Origin of the sequence: Dorea ammoniilytica, assembly GCF_025567415.1 — a bacterium.
Classification (GTDB): Bacteria; Bacillota; Clostridia; order Lachnospirales; family Lachnospiraceae; genus Claveliimonas; species Claveliimonas ammoniilytica.
Window position 1 is genome coordinate 1 of the sequence record NZ_JAOQJV010000010.1, and the last position, 21,072, is coordinate 21,072.

Below are 21,072 nucleotides of genomic sequence, written 5' to 3' on the forward strand. Positions count from 1 at the left end.
GATTCTGTGCCATAGGTTATTTCTCCTGTTCTCGTATTGATTATAATTATATATCAAAATCCTTGAGAATAGGGTGTCAACTTTTATGATACAACATCATAGCAATAACTCCTACTATCGAAAAAAATACAACTTTACTCATATATCCCATAAAGATAAGAGCAAATAATACAAGAACCAATAATGTAAGTGTTACTTTATAAGCATTCGCAAGAGAAGCATTAGTAATTGCGATATTTCTTTCATCATTTTCTAATATTTGCATTTCTTTTGTCGGCTTACTGAATATATCACACCCCATTAAAATCAATATTATTCCAATAAGTGTTGTACCATAGACAACCAAATCTGGACGAGGTACAGGTAATAGTTGATGTACTCCTAAACCATAAGTTAGTAAACCACCTAAAAGAACTATTACACCGACAAATAATTCTACTTTTTGTATCTTATGCTTCATTTACTTTCCTCCTCATAAATAAAAATTTCTTCAATGCTCATTTGAAAGTACCTTGCAATTTTAAAGGCTAACATAATAGAGGGATTGTAGCGTCCATTTTCTAAAGAGCCTATTGTTTGACGAGATACTTCAAGAGCAGTCGCTAAATCTTCTTGTTTAATACCTCTTTGTTTTCGTAATTCTTCTAAACGATTTTTCACAACATACCCCTTTCTTGAACAAATGGAAAGTTTACTTTCCTTTTCTAATCTTATGATACTCCTGCGAGCAAAGAATGTCAAGCAAACTTTCCATATTTTATTAACCTACAATCTTCCAGTTGCTATCCTTATGTAATACAAGCTCATACTGCGATACTTGCGTCGCTTTTGTCTGATTATCAAGGAACTTCACGGCAACCTTGACTTTTACATTGTCGCCGTCCTTTATAAAGATAGGGTTTACCAATTCAGAATAAAAGTAGTCCCTGCCGATAGGTTCAAGCACATTTCCCGATACATAGTAAGCAAGTTCTTTTTCTGTAGCTGTCGGGTAGAGCTTAAAGAATGTTTCCAAAAATGAGGTAGCGTCATTTACGGCATCAGCGTCCACGCTTGCGTCTGCTTCTGGTGTTTTAGGCTCATAGTCTGATTTTTCGATTGCTGGTGCAAGGGTAGGGTTCTGAACGATTACCATATCCCCGTCAGCGTCTACATGGACTTTTACGGTATAGGTTGCTTTCACATTGCTTGTCTGTTCTCCCTCTTTTATCTGCTGATCTACTTCGTAGGTAGCAGAAAAAGTGTCCGTTCCCGACTGTTCAATACTCCATACAATCACATTTGTAACCGTGGAGCTGGTCGGTATATCCGTTCTGATTGTATCAACATTCAAGTCCTGCAATTCCTTTGTCAGATAACCGTTGATTGCCTGCGTCCTTGCTTCAATCGCTTCTTTGCTGTTATTCCATGTGTAGTAGGACTTCGCAAAATTCTTCACGAAATTTTCAATCCCGTTGGTGTCCTGCAAGCGAAGCTCAATGATTTCTTTTTCATGGGTGGTGTGCTGGTCGATAGCCGTAAAATTCTTATACACTCCAAAGCTTACGCTTGCGATAAGCACCACCCACAACGCAATCACGGTTTTCTTATGTGTGCCTACCTTAACAGTACGCACCTTTTTTTCTTTTGGTTCTTTGATAGTTTCTGTTTGTTTCTTATTCTTCTTAAACATATTTTCAAGTCCTTTCTATTGTTTTACTCGTCCTGCACCGATTAAGTGCTGTTGCCAGTAACTACTACTTAGGTCTGCATATCCTATCGGGTCGCCTGCATGATATATCTGGTTATTCCCTACATAAATTGCAACGTGCGTTACATAAGTACCAGCGTTATAGGTAGAATGGAAAAACACCAAGTCCCCAGCCTTTGCCTGCGAAAGCGGAAGATGTTGGGTAGCGTCATATTGTGCTTGTGCTGTTCTCGGTAAGGAGATACCAGCTTTTCCATAACACCATTGCGTCAGTCCCGAGCAGTCAAAGGAAGTGTTGGGATTGCTACCGCCATACACATATTTCCAGCCTTGATATTTTAACGCTTCATTCATTACCTTTTGTGCCAGCTCTCCCGATACCTGCGGAACAGTTAAATACTGATTGACTAATTCCACATAGAACATATTTCCATAGCCATACCGCCAGCCCCCGTTCTTTGCAACGGCTATCGGGTTGGTGTAGGTTACTTTCTTTCCACCCGATTTCTCACGGGCGAAGCTCTCTGCAAGATTAAAGGTATATTTCTTTCCTTTTCCTGCCACATATCCCACATAACCACCGCCATAATTATAGGACTGTATCGCTACATTCAAGTCGTCGATACCTTGATTTTGGCAGGAAGAAAGCAGGGACGCAAAATATTTACACCCCTGCTTGATTGAACTTTCTGTATCTAAAGAGTTGGGTGGTAGTCCCAAACTTTCCGAACTCTGCATAACATCTTCTGCCGTACCGCCACTTTCTACTTGAATGATAGCAAGTAGCACATTGACATACTCGGAGATACCGTTTTCTCTGGCGTATTTTTCCACCATAGGCTGATGTTTCAAAACTTCTGCGGATAAATTCATACCCGTAATGCCAGCAGAAAAGTTGCTGTTTTCGTCGTCGCTGTCCGCACTAATGAGGACACCAAAGAACAGCACCAGAGAAAAGAGGATAGGAAACAGACTGCCAATAAGAGCGATATGTTTCAGTTTCATTTTTTCTTCTGTCCTTTCTTCATTACAAGGTTACGGTTCTTTTCGGTATGTTCCGTTGTACGCTTTGATTGTTCAAAGGTCTGTGCCTTTGTGGTACGCTCTGCTTTGTAATTCTGGCGTGTTTCCTGCGATACCACTTTTTCTACATTCTGCCTATGTACTGGCTGTGCCGACTGGGTCGCTTTCTTATCAGAAGCACCAGAAGATAACGGACGCTCTTTGATAACAGTTGTCTTGACTGGCTCACTTATCTTTGAAGTGGTCGCTGTGGCAGGGCGTTTGACTTCCTGCATTTTTTCCACACTCGGCTTTGGAATGGTTGAAGCTGTGGCTGGTCGCTCATGGGGACGGGTAGCTCCCGTTGTCGCTGATCCGTCAGCCTTTCGCTGTGCCTGCCTTGCTTCTTGTGCCTTTTGAAGCTCCATACGCTTGTCAGCGATATTTTGTCTATGCTGTTCCTGTCTTTCCAATCGTCCCGTCTGTCTGGACTGCTGTTCCTGCACCATGCCACGCTTAAAGTCAGACACGCTGGACTTTGCCTTTTCCTTTGCGGAATACACCGCATAAGCGGTCTGTGTCGGCATATCCTTGATGTTTTCTTTGACAGCGTTTGCCTTGTCTTTCACTTTATTTTTCGTATCTAAGACAGCACCCACCTTTGAGCCTGCACGCTGTCCCACGCTGGAAGTGGTATTGCCCCGATTTTCTTTAGAAGCGGTATTTTTTCTTTCAGCCCTCTTGCCAGCAACGGCACTTCCAGCCACCGCACCAGCGACACCGCCCGAAATACCGCCAGCACTTACCGCCCTTGCAATACGGTGTTCCATACACCTAGCCCTATGCCGCATAAACAGATACGGTCTGCGGAATATCCTGCGTCCCATGCTTTGACTGTCGTTAGCGTTCAAAGAGAACATACTCATTAAATCGCCCAGCTTCATATAGATACCAGCAAAACATACTATCTGCAAGAACGCCACCATGAAGAACGGATAGTCCGTGGAAATGTTATAAAACATACTGGAAATGCTGAACGCCACCGTTACAATGAGCGTGATTCCTGCCCGTGTCATAATGGTATTAAACACCCTCACGATTGCCTGTTTTACCATGCTTTCATAGCTCGGTATCATGGAAAGTAGAAAACTGATAGGTAAAAACATTGCGAAGATAATAAAAAGTATCTGGCTGAACAACATCATGCCCGTAAGCAAGAATACAAATATTGTGATACCCAAGTTGAAGAACAAGAGGAAAAACACCATACCCAAACGGTTCACTACCTGCGGTATCGTCAGATTGTTGTTGTCGTTGTCCTCGATTTCTGTTTTCACGACTTCCTCTCTGGTTTTCCCGTCCTCGTCCTCTGGGCTTGCCGATACAAGAGCTTCTACACGGTCTGTTCCGATTTCCTCTGCGTTGCTGTTCCCGAATTGTAAGAGTAACCACGGCTGTTCCACTTGAATGGAAAATAAGCTGTCCCGTATCAAGTCCACGCTGTCCTTGCCCTCGCTGTCAGAGTTGGGGAGCATGATTTTTGTTCCCAAGTCCAAAGAAGCGGTGCTGATGTCTGATGAAAATTCATTTATCTTCTTGATGTAGTCGGGAGCGTAGGCAATAAATGAAGCGGACAGAATGAACACCACCACAAAGTTGATAACAGCGTGAAGTGCCTTGCTGGTTTCTCTTTTTATCAGTCCCGTATAAGCAACATAAATTCCCACCACTAAGATAATGAGAAGCAGGAAACCAATATAGAAGCCAGAACTGGAAAAACCGTTCTGTGTTACACCTGCAAGGGTCTGTATGCTTTTCCCGATACTGTCTGCCATATCGTTGATGAAGTCCAGCTTATAGGCTTCCTGCACCACATAGCCCGTTGCATTACTCAAATACAAACTGATAGTCCAGACAAAGTTGGTAATGCAGTACAGCCCGTATTGTACCGATTTTCCGATACCGTCCAGCCAGTTCCACGGAAGCCATGACCAGCTATTATCTACATAAAAATCAAGCTGGTAGTTGGAAAGGGGATATTTTGAATAAAGATTTTCTGCGTTTATGATATCGTCCACAAGCCCCGTCGCATGAGCCACCGTCCCCAGAAGTGAAAGCAGGATAAGGGAGAGTGCCACCACGAACAGAGCCATTTTGAGAAAGTGGAAAATCTTCTTTTTTGTGAACGCACCTTTTATCCTTTCTTTCATCACTCCACCTCATTTCTCTGTACGGGCGGTCTGGTATCAAAAGCGTGTAGCAGTTCTTCAAAGACTGGGTGTATCTGCACCACACCGACACGCCCGTATAAGTCCTGCAATAAGCATTGTCCGTTCTCCAAATCACGCAAGCGTTTCTGGTTGTTTTCGTCGTCCTTGTCGATACCGAAAAATTCTAAGGTCTGTTTTATCTCGTTGATGTCAGTAGAACGGAAAGCGAATTTTAAGCCGATATTGTTTTTCAGACTTTCCTTTGACACGTCCCCAGAAGATTGTGTAACGAAATAAACGCCTGCCTGCATAGCTCGTCCAGCACGAACCAGCTTGTTAGAGAGCGTTTCTCCTTGTGCCACATTTAAGAACGCCCACGCTTCGTCAAGGTCTACGATTTTGAAGATAGAACGGTCGCTGTGAATAAAATCTAAAGCAAAGGTACTAATCACAATCAGCATAGACACCGACAACAATTCAATGGTTGTGTATTCCTCAAAGGTCGTGTCCTTATCTGGTAACACAAGGTCGGCTACTTGAATGATATTGAGCTGGTTATCAAGGCTGATTGCATTTTCCACCGTACCATCTGAAAACAGCAGGTGTGCAAAGTCGTAGTCTGTGAAGCTGTCGATATGGTCTGCGATATTTCTTGATATGGGTGTATCTTCACGGCGTAGCTCGTCTATCACATGGAGCAAGCCCCGACTGTCGCTTTGGGTAACGGAACGCACCGCCTTACGAAGTACGGGGAATTTTTCGCCGTCCCTTGAAGAAATACCCGTTAAAAATGTCAAGATGTCGATTGCCAGACTTTCAGCGTCTTTTACATTCTTCATAATCACGAATGGGTCAAGAAGTCCTGCGTTGTCCTTGTCGCTGGTTAAGTTTACGATATTGATTTCATGGGCGATTTCTGGGAGCGTTTCTTTCCAGTTGCCTCTCTCGGCTTTGGGGTCTAAAATGACTGCTTGACCGCCAAACAGCACCGCATAATATACCAGAAGATTGTTACAGAACGATTTCCCACCGCCAAGCGAACCGACAAAAGCAGAAGCAAGGGCATTTGTAACTGTACCTTTTACACCTTGACTGGCAAGGGACGGTTGCAGGTACACATTTCTTCCCGTATCAACGGAATAGCCCATATAGATACCCGTAGTTTCCCCTAATTGTTGTGTTGCTCCAAAGCCAAGCCCTGCTAGAAAATCTGATTTTACATACTGCACATAATCATTGATATATCGCTTGCTGGCAGGTAAAAATTCAGAATGAAGCCCCAGCATATCCCCAGCAGGACGCACCAGCTTTACATTGAGGTCGTCGTAAAAGTCCTTGACTTCATCACAACGGCGTTTCAGCTCGTCAAGATCGGGTGCAGACACCCGTATGACGTAGCTTAACTTATACATACTTTCTTTTGTCTGGTCTAAGTCTGTTTCCAGCTCGTCCACGCTGTCTAATGCGTCCACCACATTTGAACTGGTTTCACTTCCTGCTTGATAGGCGTGGTTATCAAGGTCTTTCAGTTCCTTTTTCTTGTTGCGGACGGTTGTTAATGCTTTTCGGTTCTCCACGATTTCTACATTCATGGACGTATCAACGGGGAATGTGAATTGCTGTTGCTGGAAATAGAAGATTTCACTTGAGGGAAAATCAAGCTCGCCTACAATCGCATTGACGGTAAAATAGGACACATAGCTTTCCTTGTTCTCATGCTCCAAACGTAAATACCGCTGGCTTTCCTCAATCACACACCTTGTCGGACGGATAAGGTCGTAGTATTTTATCAGCGTTTCTTTGTTCAATTTCTTTTTGGGTAGCTGGTACTCATAATCTTCATAGGCGATACCGTCCCTGCCGTAAAGATGTTCCATGAGATACCCAAAATCATTGATTTCCAAGCGACGCACCTTGAAACGACGGGAGATTTTGTTTTCCAGTAACTTTTCCATTTTCATGTAGCGGTTGATTTCATCATTCGGCATGGAAACAAAATCATTCATCAGCGTGTGGTTCACTTCATGGAGAAATTCCGTGAACGTCAGCCATGCCGATTTTTTAATATTCTTCAGATTGAGTTGTTCTTCTGTAACCATGAGCTTAAAGCCAAGAAAAAAGCGGTAGTCCACTTGATTGTCCCCAATCATAGATACTAACGCTTCGGTCTGTTCGTCTATTTTCTGGACTGCCACCTCACGAAGTTTCCCCGTTACCAGTTTCTTTGACTGCTCCTGCATACTGCGGATTGAGCTTTCCGTGGCAATCTGCAAGGCATGAATTTTACCCTCACGGGACTGTGCGATAAGCTGGCGAAAGCTGTCATGCACAATAAATTTCTGCTCTGCGGATAAGAAAGAATAGTTGTACGGTATCAGCTCATAGTAAGCGAACACCTCATTGTCCTTGTTCCAGACAAGGTTATTGTCAATATATTTTATCGGGAACATAGTTCACACTCCTTACTGCCGTGATTGTTTCATTGAGTATCTGCTTATGCAGTTTTACGGCTTTTCCTGCATAAGTGATTTTCGGTCGCAGGGCATAAGTTATCTGTGATTTCAAAAAGCTGTACGGCTTCTTTCCGTCAAAAGTTTTCTGCGACATAAACCAAGTGAGAGCAACGGGAATACCGAAGTATTTGAGAAATGCTCCCTCAATCATGGAAAGTGGGGGAATATCCCCAAACAGAATGATGATAAATTCCGTAATCACAAACCATGTAATCTGCGTAAAGGTAACGGGAAAGGGCAAGTTAAAGTCATTGATTGCATATAAGACTTTTTCCACGTTCCAGATACCCGTATAAGATTTAATCTTTTTCAAGTTCTTTCAGCTCCTTTCAAAATAGAAAGGGACAGCCATGTTTCAGACTGTCCCTTAAAAGAGAAATATGCTGTCAGTAGCAACAATGCTTGTCGCTGATCTTCCAGCGTTAATATGGTATCTCGCACATACCTCGGCTTGTTTCAATGAAGCAACCGCCCATATCCAAATCTCGCCCGTAGGCTTCATAGTCAATGTAGTTCTGTAAGCTGGCTGGAATATCCCCAAGTGCCTGCAATTCGTCTATGTAGTAATAGGCAACGTCTGTCATAGTTTCACAGTCGGGATAATAATAAATATCGTCCTTGTGTTCCACGACTTCTTCCAGCGTCCCGTAGTGGCTGATAAATTCGTCCAGACACTCTACGATATAGTCGGGAAGTTCCTCTATCATTTCATACATCTCATTAAGTTCTTCAATGGAAACATACTCGCCAATCGCAATGGGGAAGTTGTCAGTATCATGGATTGCGTATTCCTCGTACTGTTCATTCAAGCCAATTTTTTCTTTCACATCTTCCTCGTCAATGGGAAATGTGAACCAAGCACCGACTAAATAGCCCTCATTGTATTTGCCAAGATTAGCAATGTAAACCGCCATATCATCAATCATAAGCACCACCTCATTTCCTACTCTGGCAGTTCAAAGACAGCGTGTTCCGTTACAAGATAGCGTCTATTTTCCAGTAAGTGAGAAGCGTAGGCTTCAAAGTCAAAGTAGTATGCTTGACAGTCCTCGGACAGATGTTTGAACGTCGGGTCGTTCATCAGCTTTTGCCTTGCAACATCAATCATGCTTTTGCAGTTGGGATAAACCGTAATCACATTCCTGCAAATATAAAGTGCTTCTAAATTTTCATATACGGTAAGAAGTGATACATATTCTTCCTGCATATCACTTGAAAGCTGGCGGTACATAAAATCTAATTCGTTGAGCTGGTACACGCTTGTATGTTCGTGGACTTCATCAGCAAAGGGTACTACCTTTTCGATAATGAGGTAATCCCCACTTTCTGCACCGATACCTAACTTTTCTTCAAACTCTGCAACATCTATCGGCAGGTCGAACCAGTATGATATTGTTTCTTCGCCAGTTGTTCCTTTCGTTTCCACCAGCACCCTTGTTTCCTGCATTGTTCCTCACGTCCTCTCTGTTGTTTCATCACATCTTTTAAGGTCTGGTACGACATACCAAACACATATTTAGAAAAATCTTCTAACTGTCTTTCTTCATAATCGGCAGGGTTCAGTCGTTTCATTTCCTGCCACACCTTACGCTTGTAAGAGGGCAGGTCGGAAATGTATTCACAGCCGACTTTCGCCTGCATATCCTTAAAAATATCGTTCATTTCGTCACTCCAATCTGAAATTTAGGTAAGAAAAAAGCAGTCAATCCTAAGACTAACTGCTTTGTGTGTATAGATATAATTTGATTAAGTTTTAAAACCAGCTTATTTTTTCATTTCTAAATTGAGGGTTATCGCTGTGCTGATATGGATTGTAGTTATTCAAATTGCAACCATATTCTTTTAATGATTTGATTTTGTTATCTTCTGTCCATTCAATTAAGGAAATACCGTCAAATTCTTCAACACTTCCCGTATTCATTTCATTTTTAAAATACCATTCTACGACAGTTTGATTTTCTTTATGAAAGAACTGTTTAATATCCCAAATAATGACTTTACCACGAGTATTCCATTCATTAAACCAATGTTTTACTGTTTTAAGATTTTCATATTTAGGACACCAGCTTTCCGTATAAACAACATCTTCTGTAAAAATTTTATCCATTCCTAAATCTTGCTGTTTAAGCCACATATCGAACCATAAGCGAATGATTTTTTCTCTCTCATTCATAATAAAACACCTCAATCCTAAGCCCAATTACTTTGTAAATAATGAAGTTGAAAATTTATTTTATAGAATTTTTGCCATATAAAACTCATCAACAAAGGAACCAGCAACAAACATTGATTTTTTTCTTATTCCTTCAATTTTAAAACCATTTTTTTCATACAAATTTTTTGCAGTATTATTACAACATTCAACTGTCAGTTCCAAACGGACAATATTATTTGTTTTAGCCCATAAATCTAAATTATTAAAAAAAGTAGTTCCAATACCTTTTCCTCTATATTTTTTAAGATACCTATAACAATATATGCCGTATGAAAATTTCTTTCAAATTTTCCTCTTTCTGCTCTAATATAACCAACTATTTTGTCATTTTTTGTTGCCACCTGCAAAAAATCAAAACCTTGAATTACATTGTCTTGAATATCTAATTTTAATTCTTGAACAGTAGTTTTCGCTTTTCTTTCATTTGGTTCGTACATCATGTAATCTGTTTCAGTATCTAAACAATTTAATAACTCCCAAAAATCTTTTATTCTATTGATTTCCAAATTGCTATAAATAATCATATTTTCAACCTCAAATCGTATTCACTTTATTTCATATTCTAAATTATACCATTCTCATATCAGCACCACAATAAAATTTTATGCACCAATAATTTTATTGAACAGCTCTAACAGTACATCTTTCACACCGCCAGCATTGAACACCAAGCCGACAGCAATTAAGGCAACTACCAAGAAGCCGATAAGTTTGGAAAACTCACGCTTGAACCCTAAGTAGATACCGATAACCACAATCGCCATAAGCACTAAGCTCTGTGCGTTTGATAAAAACCATTGATATAAATTTTGTCCGAAATTCATTTAATTGTCCTCGCTTTCTTCTAATTGTTTCATTTCATAGTCAGCTTCTTTGCCAACATTCAAAATACACATCAAGACTACGCCGATACCCATTCCCATAGATACCAGCAGGAAGTCTTTTAATAATACCCACATTTTTTATCACTCCTAACTTTCTACTAAATCTTTTGCAGGGGTCGTCTGCTGTTTGATTATCATTTCATGCTTTTCTGTGAGCTTTGCCTGCTGTTCGATTGTTTCCATGTAGTCTGTACCGTTTCCTTTATCAATCTTTTTCAGCATTTTCAAGGTCGGTGCTACCTGCCTTTGTACCCACCGCAATGTACGGTCTAAGGTGTAAGGCTCTGGCTTTGTCGTCAGCTTCAAACTCTGTCTGTTATCGCCGATAAACCAAGCCCAGCGGTCATTGAGTTTCCAGTCATTTTTCCGCTTGTCCGGTTCTTCATCAACAAACCGCACATACTGGTTGATGATAGAAAAGGCGGTCTGCTCTGCGTCATAGTAGGTCAGCAAATCCCGTACTGCATAATAGGCACGTTCATTTCTAAGCCGTATCTCAAAACGGTTGATAACGTCGGCTTCTTCCAGCGGTGTCCCTAACTTGACGTACTGCTCATAGTCCTTTTCATAGATACAGAAATACACATCTGATTTCAGCGAACCAAGATAAAGGGTACGCCCCATATATTCTCTGTCGTCCTCTCTGTGCTTGATAAGTTCGCCCGACTGGTAAAACTTATAGCTTCTGGACTTTCCAATATATTCCCGTTTCCTACATTTTTCCGCAAGCTCTGGAATATCCAAAATGCCCGTATGGTCGTTAATAGCAAGGTCGATACGCTTCATCACGCCACCGTCTATGAGTGCGTCCATGAAGAAGTCATACCAGCTTCTTTGCTGTGCCAGCAGGTAACTTTCAAACTGCCTGCAACCACGCCCCTTTAACTCTAAAAGGACACCTTTTTCTTCGTCAGCCGACGTATAGATAAAGATGTCCCCTAAAGAATAATGCTCCGTATAGCTGTAACGCCCGTAATCTTCATGGAGCATATAATTGATATTCAGTTTTAATATATTTTTGATGATGTGCTGTATATCCAGCGTGGGAAAACGAATTTTCACATAATCAAACAGCATGGTAAGCGGTGCTTCTGGATTGAACCTTGCCAGTTCTTTATGCAGAGTTTCCAAAAGCTCCTTTGACGGCTTCATTTTTCCGCTTTCTATCTTATTGAGATATTCTCTTGTGATACCAGAAGCCACCGCCAGCCTGCCTTGTGAGATACCGTAAGCAATCCGTTTCTCCCGTAATTCTTTTATCCATTGTTCTTCATTCAGAACTATACCCCCAATCTGTAAAGTGTGAAGTTTTTTAAGGCGACTTCACAACTGAATTTTGCTAGGAAATCATGCCAGAAGCCTTATGTTTCCTATGTTTTTTCTCTATTGTCTATTTGCAAACGTACCCCTCTGTTAGATACCGAGGGGTTTTACCTGCTGGCGTGGCTTCGCCACACCAGCAACGGCTAGTCCGTGCCGTCGCCTTTCGCTTCGCACGTCGCCGTCACGTCCTGCCTTGCTTGTGCAAGAGAACCGATAGTCTGCAAAAAATCATGTCCTTTCGGGACTAAAGGCGTATAAAATTCACTTATAACACTTGTTCCCACATCACAATAGCCACGCCCCTTGATACGCTTCTGGAAAAACTGCTTTTTCACATCTGAACCAAACAGCATACCGTAACCTAATTCGCTGATACGCCCAAGTCCCACACGGAAATTGAAGTTATCTCTGATACCATCTGAAAAATACTTTGCGTCTGGACGCTGGCAGGCAACAATAAGGAAATAACCTGCTTGTCGCCCTAACATAACGATTTTCTTTAACTGGCTAAGTAAGCTCACGCTTTCTTTTGTCCCCAACATTTCAAAAAACGCCACATATTCATCAAAGATAAGAAAGCAGGGTGGAAGTCCCAGATAGGCGTAGTTTTCGCCCGTCTTATAGTTCGGGTGTTGCTTCATTTCCTCACTTCGCCGTACCATGCCCTCATAAAAGGCATTGACGCATTCAATCATTTCTTCTTTGGTGTGATAGACATTAGGCATGACTGTTCCCAAGTCTGCAAGGTCGCTGTTCTTAGGGTCTAAAATGTAAAGGATAGCGTCAGTATGCAGTAGGGCTTCAATGAGCGTCAGCAGAAAATAGGTTTTACCGCCACCAGTCCCACCAGCGATAAGGGCGTGAGGGAGTGCGTCATATTCCCAGACAAGATTTTTCATCAGCTTTAGACAGCCGTTTTCTGCCCGTACTTCATCAATGGTAATACGGTTCGCTATCATATCATAAAGCAGAGTATATTCGATATATCCGTCATGCAAGGTCTTGTCGGTCAGCTCACAATACAAACCACTTTCCAATTTATCCTCTAACCGTAAAAGCTGGTCTTGATATTTTCCCAACGTGATTTCACAGCGGATATGGAGCAGTCCCTTTTCCATTTGATAATAAATCTTCGGAAACCAGACGATTTTTTCCCTTGATCTGCTTTGCAGGTCAGTAAAAAAACCGCTGTCTTGTACGGTATCGGCTTCATACCACTTATTTTCCAACACCATTCTTGCCAGCTTTTGACGGTGCAGGAGCTTCTTGAAACTGTCGTAACAGAAGCGGTAATACAGAAAAGCGACCAATACACAAGCACCAGTCGCTATCAGTATGGTTATGAAGTTGTAAGGGGAGAGTGTCAAGCCATTCTCTAACAAGCTGAAATGCTCCCAATCGGTACGCATGAGCTGTTTCATATTCAGTAGCAGGAGAACCGCCACAAATATAAACAGAAGCGTTCCTATGGAAAAATGGTAAACAAGGTGCTTGTCGCTGGCTCTGATACGGTGTCCTTTATTCCAAATCTTACGCATAAATCAATCACTCCTTTCTGGGTACGAAAAAAGCAGTCAATCATAAGACTAACTGCTATAAAAAGTTATTTTCACAAATCAAACACAATGCAAATATTAAGCATTTCATTGTTATACTCGGCTGAAATTGTACCATTCATCTTTTCAACTAATGCTTTTGAAATAGACAATCCCAGTCCAGTTGAATTTCTAGCATTATTAACTGTATAAAATCGGCCAAATAATTTTCCAACTTCTATTTCAGTCAAATTTGAAGCATGGTTTATAAAATGAATTTCTCCATTTTCAAATAATGTAACTTCTAAATCACCATTACTGTACTTGACCACATTATTCAATAAATTTGCAAATATTCTTGATAATGCGGAACGGTCAAGATTACGAACTATCTTTTTCTGTGGAATGATAATCTTAGGAGAAATTTGCTTTTCTTTTAAAATTGTATAAAATGAAGCGATACTTTCCTCTAATACATTGTTAATAGTAATAGGTTCAATTTTTAAATCTTCTTCTGAAGTTAAAATCACAGAATAACGAAATAATTCTTCTGTTAGTTGTTTTAGCATTTCTGTACGATTTTTTATGACAGCAATATATCTATTCACTTTTTCACTTTTTTCTTCTTGTTCAAGTAAATCCAAATAGCCATATATTGCGGTTAGCGGTGTGCGTAAATCGTGAGAAACATTTGTAACAGCATTTTTTAATTCTATATCGCCTTTTTGAAATTTTCTGCGTTCAGCTCGGAGCTTTCGTAGCTGGATATTTATTTCATTTGCTAAATGACACATATATTTATCGTTGCTTGAAATATCAATCAGAGTATTACTATCGGTTATGAGCTTTTCAGCGAATGAACATTCTATTTCTTTTGCAGATTTTCGTAATAAATGTATCTTGATAAGTAACAAGACAATCACTAAAATCAGTCCACTTATGAAAAGCCATAACCATAGCATAATTTTTCACTCCTTTACTTTAAATCTTTTTTCTTGAAAATCCAAACACCTGCACCAGTTGTAAGTATAACGATTACTAAGGAATATATAGGCAATCGTGTTAAATTAACAACTTGCATTGTTGAACATTGAATTGCTTGACCGCCTGGATTTACATCATAAATGAATTGCACAATTTCTCGTTTTGTTCCGTCTAAATATTTTGGATTTTCCATTTCTTGAGCTGTGTTTTCTCCATTTTCTCCTATCGAATAAGCTGGAATAGTTTTTGGAGCGTCCAACATTCTATTACACATTGCACCAGCAAACAAAAGCCCAAATGAAAATAGAATACAAGCTACTGCAATAATAGCTTTATTTTGAGAGAGCATTGCTACAAGTGTGAAAAGAGAAGCAAATGTAACTGATAAAACCAAGACAGTTATTCCTATCATTACAATCATTTTCATATCAGCAACAAAAAATCCAAGTAAAGGAATTCCAACGCTGAGATACGGAACAAAAAACACAATACACATTGTAATTGCAATAATAGAACAAGTTACCATATTTGATAAATAAATAGTTTCTCTTTTCTGTCCTACGATAATTTTGTTTCTGATTGTTCCGTCATTATGTTCTGTACCGATAAAAAGACTACAAAATACAGCAAGAATAATTCCTATGAACAATGCACACATGAAAAATCCATTGTCAAGATTATTGATATATCCAGACTGTTTCATATCCCTATATCTCAATAGTGGGCTAGCTATTCCAATCACAAACATAAAAGCTAATGAACCCCTAAAACATTTATTTTTCCTTAATCGAAAGAAATTAGCAGATAATAATTTATTCATGTCTTGCACCCCCTACCAAGCTAACAAAATAACTTTCTAAACTTTCATCATGTTCATGTATCGAAATAACTTCACAATCTTTTTTGGATAATTCTGTCGTTAATTTTGAAATATTAACTTTTTCAAAAATATCCGCTTCTGTATTAGAAAGTATTTTATATTCAATGTTCATAGTGTCTAAAACATAAGCAAGGGTTTTTGTGCTTGATACTTTTAAATGAGTACATTTTCGGCATTTACTTTCCAATTCAATAGAGCTAATCTGTTTTATCATTTTACCATTGTCAATAAAGCCATAGTATGTTGCCAGTTTTGATAGCTCGTCTAATATATGACTAGAAATCAAAACGGTAATTCCATGTTCTTGATTGAGCTTCAAGATCAATTCCCTAATTTCTATAATTCCTTGTGGGTCAAGTCCATTGACTGGCTCATCAAGAACGAGAAAATCTGGCGAACCTGCAAGAGCAACCGCAATACCTAGTCTTTGACGCATACCAAGAGAAAAATTTTTTGTTTTTTTATTTCCCGTATTTTCAAGACCAACTAATTTTAATATTTCGGAAATTCCATCATCAGAGGGAATACCTAATACTTTGTATTGCTCCTTTAAATTTTCATACGCTGTTAAATCAACATAAATTGACGGTGTTTCTACGATTGCTCCCATTCTGCGACGAGATTTTGTAATGTCCTTATCTATGTGCTTTTTGCCATAAAGAACATAGTCGCCAGATGTAGGCTCTTGTAAACCACATATCAACCGTATAAGAGTTGTTTTGCCTGCTCCGTTTTTGCCGATAAGACCATAAATCGAACCTTTAGGCACATTCATTGATAAGCCGTTGAGTGCTTTAAAATGCCCGTAGTTCTTACATAAAGAATTTGTTTTAAGAACATATTCCATGATTTTTACCTCCTGTTTTCTGATATAGTTATTCTATCTTGTAAGAGTAAAGAAAACGGTAAAGAAAACAGTAAAGAAACAGTAAAGATTTATTCTGTTCTCATTTTAAATCCAATTCCCCAAACAGCTTCAATATAATCTTTTCCACTTATATCACGAAGTTTTTTTCTTAAATTACTAATGTGCATTTTTAATGAGCTTTCAGTACAGTCTGGTGTGTCCTCACTAATTTTTTCTAAAAGAAATGACTTTACAATAACTTGCTTCGGATTTTGTATTAACAATTTCAAAATAGCATATTCCGTTCTCGTCAGTTTTACTTTTTTGTCCTCTATGAACACTTCATAAGTAAATGTATCCAATGTAATATCTTCAAATTCTAATGTTCTGTTTAATGAGGGTGTTTTAACTCTAAGTGCAACAGTAATTCTTGCCAATAATTCTTTTGTATCAAAAGGCTTAGTAACATAATCAACTGCACCACCAAGTAAAAGAGATACCTTATCTTCAACATCTACTTTTGCACTCATAACAATAATGGGAATATCTGATATTTGTGGTAATAATTCTTCCCCAGACAATCCCGGTAACATTAAGTCTAGCAAAATCAAATCTGGTTTTGTATCTGCTAAAAATAATAATGCTTCTGTACCAGAGTAAGCATGGGAAACCATATATCTTTCATGTACTAAAACTTCGTCCAACATTTTGTTTATATGAATATCATCATCAACAATTAAGATATGCTTCATTTTCATCACTCCATTATATTTGATATGAAATAATTATACCGTTATGCAGTATGCTCTACAATATAATTTTTACTCGGCAATCCTATTTTTTCTGTTGTCCCTGCGGTGTAGGGTTCTGTGGATTACCTGCGTTCTGATTGCCTTTATTCTTCAACACAATATCCTCTGCCTTTACATACCAGTCCACATCTGCACCTGTATAGGTTTTTCGTGATACCGTATCGGCTACTGGATTGACAAGTTCCACAACTGCATTGTACGGAAATTCCCTTAACGGTACTTCTGGCGGTACGGACACGGGGATAATTCCACCATGCAGACTGCACTTCAAATCATAGATACGCTTTTTAAGCTGGGTACTCGGTGTCCCGTCCTCATTCTGCAAGAACACATCACGCACCGCTGTAAATTTTAATTCTCCAAATGTTTTCTCTTTGTCAATAACAAACCCGTTTGATAATCTCATAAATGCTTCACTCCTTTACTTTTCTTCAACTGCTACAATATCATCAGCAAGCAACACATAATCGGTATGTCCCATATCCCCGATTGCGTAACCTCTGCCGTATAACTTCGGATTGACAAGTTTTACTTTCTGTTCATACTTGAAATGCTTTTCGCCAGCCTGCACGGGAATTTCCACCACAACATTTTCCCCTCTCTGCACATCTGAATAAAGGTTATAGCTTCTTCTTGCGAAAAATCTGCGGTTATCTTTATCTCTGTCAAAAACATGGTCGCTTTCGCCTGCAAATTCAAGAGTTCCAAAAGACTGTGCCATATCTGGCACGACATATTTCATTTCCATATTGTTTTACCTCGTTTCTTTCTATTTTTGATAAGTTTTTTGATTGTGATTTCTTATTCTGGCGGTTCGGGAAGTACCAGCAATCCCACCGATAGTAAAGGGTAAAATCAATGCTTACGCACCCTTGACTATCCGTGTTCTTGCAGGTTGTTGGCAGACAAGCCAGAATAAGCGGAAGTCTGCCGTTTGACAGCTTCGGCGGAGAGCGTGATTTTCCTTTTCTCATACCATTACCGCCTTATGATTTCTTCATTTTACGGCGTTTGTAGAAGAAGATACCTGCCAGTCCAGCACCAGAAGTTAAAAGAAGTACAAGCAGTTCGTAAAGGTTGGTGTTATCGCCCGTTTTGGGACTGTCGCTAGGTCTGCTAGGCTTTTCTGGTGTCTGTGGTGTTTCGGGTTTCTCTGGTTCTTTTGGGACTTCTGGTTTTTCCTTAAAGGTAATCGTCTGTCCCTTATCCTCAATATCCTTATGCTCGGTAACTTTCTTCGGCTCGTCTGGATTGCTTAAATCGTACAATTCTTCAAAAGTTACAAGCTGTTTTCCGTTAAAAGAAGTAGCGTCAAAAGTAAAGGCAACTTCTACTTTCATGTTTTCGCTGTCAGCGGTAAAAGTGTAATCACTTTCCACACGCTTTCCATTGATAAGAAGTTCTGCATTTTCTTTTTTCAACATCTGCCAGCCCTTTAACTGATATTTTGTGCCGACTTCTAAGCCCTCTAAAGTAACCGTATCAATGATTGTAACGTCTTTTCCAGCTTCAAGCTCTTTGTTGCCGTCCTTATCGGTAGCAGTCGTATGAATTTTGATGATACGCTCTGTGATAAGTACCGTCTGCCCGTCGTCCTCAATGTCTTTGTGTTCCGCAACTTTTACGGGTTCGTCTGGATTGCTGAAATTATACAATTCTTCAAAGGTAACAAGGTTCTTGCCACCTAAAGCAGACGCATTGAATGTATAGGAAATTTCCACTTTCATTTCCTCATCATCAGCGATAAAGGTATAGTCGTTTTCTACACGTTTCCCGTCAATGATAAGCTCGGTGTTTTCTTCCTTTAACATCTGCCAGCCTTTGAGCTGATATTTTGTGCCTTTTGTAAGTCCGTCCAATTTGACTGTATCAACGATTGTTACCTCTTTTCCTGCAAGGATAGTCTTTTCGCCGTCCTTGCTGGTCGCTGTGGTATGGATAGAGATTTCTTTTTCGTATTCATCAGTCAGCGTCCCTAAATCAACCACAAGGTTATTTCTTGATACCACGATTTCAAAAGGTGGGATAAGTTCAAAGCCTTTGTTACTGTCACAACGCATTTCTTCAATGATATAGGTATCATAAGGTAATGCACCCTTGCTGTCGTCTGGTTCAGAAATCCCAAACCACACACCGTCCTCGCTGGTCTTGCCTGCGTTTGTATTGTGCTTATGAGAAGCCCAGTCAGCAGAAGTGGAGAATTGCCCGTTATCATCAGTTACCACGACATGATTTTCGCCCGTCGTCTTGCTTGTGATCCTAAAAGGAACATCAGCAAGACGCTTGTGTGTGCCTGCACCGATTTTCACGCCCTCAATATCCCCACGCTTAATCTGATTGTAGATAGAATGGGCTTTGTCGGTTAAGTCCACAATTTTTCCATTTTCTGTGATTGTAAAATCAATCGGTTTTGCACCGTCAGTCAAATATCCGTTTGGAGCTTCACTTTCAACGATACGAAACTTTCCATAAGGTAAAAGGTCGGCAGAAGTAGAAGCGACACCCTCAATATCGGTACGAATTGTCTTTACCACTTCATTTTTTTTGTATAGCTTGCCCTCAACCAATACTGCATTATCTTTTAAGGAAATGATGTCAAAGGCAGTATCTTTCAAAGTGGCACTTCCTTGTGGCTTTGTATCGCCCGTTTCTAAATCTCGTTTCTGAATTTTGACACCGCCACGGATAACCTTGTCAGAAACGGAAAACTGGTTACTTCCAGATAATACGGCAAGGTCGCCGTCCTCGGTAATCTGTGTTACATATAAGCCCTTAATCTGTTCGGACTTATCGCCAGCCTGCATATATGCACCGTCAAGTAAGTAGCCATTTGGAGCTTTCGTTTCTTCAACGGTTAGTGTTCCAAGTGGAAAAACGGCTTTACCGTCTTGCATATAGAAGCTGTCGCCAGACACCTTGTATGCGTCCGCTAATTTTGTGATGTAGTGGGTTGTCCCATCGCTGTCTGTTTCAGCGATTGTCTTTGTAACCCATGTACGAGTAGCTTCGGCAGGGAGATTGTCTTTAGTATAGAAGCCTGCATAATACTTCCATGTAAATTCCGCACCTGCTAGAGAAGCGTTTCCTTGCGGATTGTCTTTCTGTGTTTCCATGTCAATCTTGAAAAGCTCAATCAAAGTGTCCGTTACTTTTGGCGTATCAGATACGTTCAATGTCGCTGTCTTTCCAGCTTCAATCTTTAAGGAATATACAGTTTTATCTACTTTATATCCTGCTGGTGCGGATAATTCCTTGATATAGACTGTGCCTGCTTTTACCTCTACAACATCTGTATTTCCGTTTTCATCAGTCGTAAGGGTGGCAAGCTGTTTCGTGCAGTCCTTATCAGAAAAGACACCGTAGATTGCACCAGCGACAGAGTAATTCCCGTTACCGTTTGTAATGCTGGTATTACTGGAAGTCTTTTGTAGTTTCGCATTTCCGACATTCAGTTTCGCCCAGAATTGTCCTAATTCCTGCCCCTCGCCAGAGTAGATATAACCGCCACATTCATAGCGTCCTTTATTCTCTTTGACAAAGGCTTTTGCACCAGAGAAAACTTCGTCCTGTGTTGCCTTTGGAATTTCATCATAAGAAGCTCGCACGTTATCACATTGCCAGCCAAGATGTACGCTCAATCTCTGCCAGACAACACATTGTTCCAACAGATAGACTTGCTTGTAATTCAGTTCCTTGTGAGCTTCGCCATACTGTTTGACATACTCTAAGGATAACGCCACATCTGAAATCTGGTCGGCACTCATGCGTGAGCTTGCGTCAGCTCTGGTCTTGTAACCATTTTTGAAATCTGTATTGATGTCAATACAATAGGCAGTTTCGCCCTCAACTTTCATCATGCCCTCATTGAATGTAGAACCGATAGAACCGTCATTCATTACTTTTTCAATGATACCGACACGCTCTGCACTTTCCGTCCAGTATTGCTTACTTTCTGCATGAACGGGTGTACTCGGTAAAGCAGTAACGACAGTTGCAAGAGCTAAGAAGCCCGTACACAATCGCTTTAATATCTTTTTCATAAGTCTAATGCTCCTTTCGTTTTGAGTAATAAAATAGCCGTCCAATAAGAACGGCTGGAAATAGAAAAGGAACGTCATGTTAGGCGTTCCATAGTCTATGAAATATTAAATTTTTCTTGTTTCAATACTGATGTGCT

General features: G+C 40.1%; 24 protein-coding genes. All 24 read right to left on the reverse strand.

Translation table 11 applies throughout. The features are described from left to right. Window positions 1-76: 76 nt before the first annotated feature. Window positions 77-460, reverse strand: a complete 384-nt coding sequence (locus tag OCV65_RS08475) for a hypothetical protein (RefSeq protein WP_262581699.1) — start codon at window positions 458-460, stop codon at window positions 77-79. Then, complete coding sequence (locus OCV65_RS08480; RefSeq protein ID WP_039930565.1) at window positions 457-660, reverse strand: helix-turn-helix transcriptional regulator; 204 nt, start codon at window positions 658-660, stop codon at window positions 457-459. The genes OCV65_RS08475 and OCV65_RS08480 overlap by 4 nt, the downstream gene beginning before the upstream one ends. 100 nt (window positions 661-760) lie before the next feature. Further along, window positions 761-1,672, reverse strand: a complete 912-nt coding sequence (locus OCV65_RS08485) for a conjugal transfer protein (RefSeq protein WP_055201491.1) — start codon at window positions 1,670-1,672, stop codon at window positions 761-763. 15 nt (window positions 1,673-1,687) lie between these two features. After that, window positions 1,688-2,695 carry a C40 family peptidase gene (locus OCV65_RS08490; protein ID WP_008393097.1) on the reverse strand — a complete coding sequence of 336 codons (1,008 nt, stop codon included), beginning with the start codon at window positions 2,693-2,695 and terminating at the stop codon, window positions 1,688-1,690. Then, window positions 2,692-4,902, reverse strand: a complete 2,211-nt coding sequence (locus tag OCV65_RS08495; protein WP_262581700.1) for a CD3337/EF1877 family mobilome membrane protein — start codon at window positions 4,900-4,902, stop codon at window positions 2,692-2,694. The genes OCV65_RS08490 and OCV65_RS08495 overlap by 4 nt, the downstream gene beginning before the upstream one ends. Beyond that, window positions 4,902-7,352, reverse strand: coding sequence for a conjugal transfer ATPase TcpF (gene tcpF, locus OCV65_RS08500; protein WP_008393095.1), 2,451 nt, complete (start codon window positions 7,350-7,352; stop codon window positions 4,902-4,904). Before tcpF ends, OCV65_RS08495 begins: the two co-directional genes overlap by 1 nt. Next, on the reverse strand, window positions 7,330-7,728 hold the full coding sequence (locus tag OCV65_RS08505) for a conjugal transfer protein (protein ID WP_003061368.1): 399 nt from the start codon (window positions 7,726-7,728) through the stop codon (window positions 7,330-7,332). The genes tcpF and OCV65_RS08505 overlap by 23 nt, the downstream gene beginning before the upstream one ends. A 109-nt stretch (window positions 7,729-7,837) precedes the next feature. Then, window positions 7,838-8,341 (reverse strand): antirestriction protein ArdA, encoded by a 504-nt coding sequence (locus OCV65_RS08510; RefSeq protein ID WP_008393092.1) that lies wholly within the window; start codon window positions 8,339-8,341, stop codon window positions 7,838-7,840. Between the two features lie 17 nt (window positions 8,342-8,358). After that, window positions 8,359-8,862 (reverse strand): antirestriction protein ArdA, encoded by a 504-nt coding sequence (locus OCV65_RS08515; RefSeq protein WP_008393091.1) that lies wholly within the window; start codon window positions 8,860-8,862, stop codon window positions 8,359-8,361. Then, entirely contained in the window at window positions 8,781-9,077 is a 297-nt protein-coding gene (locus OCV65_RS08520; RefSeq protein WP_008393090.1) for a hypothetical protein, read from the reverse strand. Before OCV65_RS08520 ends, OCV65_RS08515 begins: the two co-directional genes overlap by 82 nt. Before the next feature lie 91 nt (window positions 9,078-9,168). Beyond that, entirely contained in the window at window positions 9,169-9,588 is a 420-nt protein-coding gene (locus OCV65_RS08525; protein WP_008393089.1) for a nuclear transport factor 2 family protein, read from the reverse strand. A 60-nt stretch (window positions 9,589-9,648) separates the two neighbouring features. After that, the gene (locus tag OCV65_RS13370; protein WP_330368318.1) at window positions 9,649-9,894 is read right to left on the reverse strand and encodes a GNAT family N-acetyltransferase; all 246 of its coding nucleotides are present in this window, start codon (window positions 9,892-9,894) and stop codon (window positions 9,649-9,651) included. Continuing rightward, complete coding sequence (locus OCV65_RS08530; RefSeq protein ID WP_008393087.1) at window positions 9,825-10,154, reverse strand: hypothetical protein; 330 nt, start codon at window positions 10,152-10,154, stop codon at window positions 9,825-9,827. Before OCV65_RS08530 ends, OCV65_RS13370 begins: the two co-directional genes overlap by 70 nt. 78 nt (window positions 10,155-10,232) lie before the next feature. Beyond that, window positions 10,233-10,454, reverse strand: a complete 222-nt coding sequence (locus tag OCV65_RS08535) for a hypothetical protein (RefSeq protein WP_002323342.1) — start codon at window positions 10,452-10,454, stop codon at window positions 10,233-10,235. Beyond that, entirely contained in the window at window positions 10,455-10,589 is a 135-nt protein-coding gene (locus OCV65_RS08540; protein ID WP_005340705.1) for a DUF3789 domain-containing protein, read from the reverse strand. Between the two features lie 12 nt (window positions 10,590-10,601). Beyond that, complete coding sequence (gene mobT / locus OCV65_RS08545) at window positions 10,602-11,798, reverse strand: MobT family relaxase (RefSeq protein WP_262581746.1); 1,197 nt, start codon at window positions 11,796-11,798, stop codon at window positions 10,602-10,604. A gap of 182 nt (window positions 11,799-11,980) precedes the next feature. Then, a complete protein-coding gene (locus OCV65_RS08550) occupies window positions 11,981-13,375 on the reverse strand; it encodes an FtsK/SpoIIIE domain-containing protein (protein WP_161234427.1) in 1,395 nt (464 codons plus the stop codon). A gap of 71 nt (window positions 13,376-13,446) precedes the next feature. Beyond that, window positions 13,447-14,337: a sensor histidine kinase gene (locus tag OCV65_RS08555; RefSeq protein ID WP_416810579.1), complete on the reverse strand. Its 891-nt coding sequence runs from the start codon at window positions 14,335-14,337 to the stop codon at window positions 13,447-13,449. 11 nt (window positions 14,338-14,348) lie between these two features. Further along, window positions 14,349-15,176, reverse strand: a complete 828-nt coding sequence (locus tag OCV65_RS08560; protein ID WP_021739604.1) for an ABC transporter permease — start codon at window positions 15,174-15,176, stop codon at window positions 14,349-14,351. After that, complete coding sequence (locus OCV65_RS08565) at window positions 15,169-16,083, reverse strand: ATP-binding cassette domain-containing protein (protein WP_021739605.1); 915 nt, start codon at window positions 16,081-16,083, stop codon at window positions 15,169-15,171. The genes OCV65_RS08560 and OCV65_RS08565 overlap by 8 nt, the downstream gene beginning before the upstream one ends. Window positions 16,084-16,172: 89 nt before the next feature. After that, window positions 16,173-16,835, reverse strand: coding sequence for a response regulator transcription factor (locus OCV65_RS08570; RefSeq protein WP_028088146.1), 663 nt, complete (start codon window positions 16,833-16,835; stop codon window positions 16,173-16,175). A gap of 82 nt (window positions 16,836-16,917) precedes the next feature. Beyond that, window positions 16,918-17,301, reverse strand: a complete 384-nt coding sequence (locus tag OCV65_RS08575; RefSeq protein ID WP_055297303.1) for a YdcP family protein — start codon at window positions 17,299-17,301, stop codon at window positions 16,918-16,920. 15 nt (window positions 17,302-17,316) lie between these two features. Continuing rightward, the gene (locus tag OCV65_RS08580; protein ID WP_005340715.1) at window positions 17,317-17,643 is read right to left on the reverse strand and encodes a YdcP family protein; all 327 of its coding nucleotides are present in this window, start codon (window positions 17,641-17,643) and stop codon (window positions 17,317-17,319) included. A gap of 238 nt (window positions 17,644-17,881) precedes the next feature. Next, a complete protein-coding gene (locus OCV65_RS08585; RefSeq protein WP_195557107.1) occupies window positions 17,882-20,935 on the reverse strand; it encodes an SrtB-anchored collagen-binding adhesin in 3,054 nt (1,017 codons plus the stop codon). Between the last annotated feature and the right edge of the window lie 137 nt (window positions 20,936-21,072).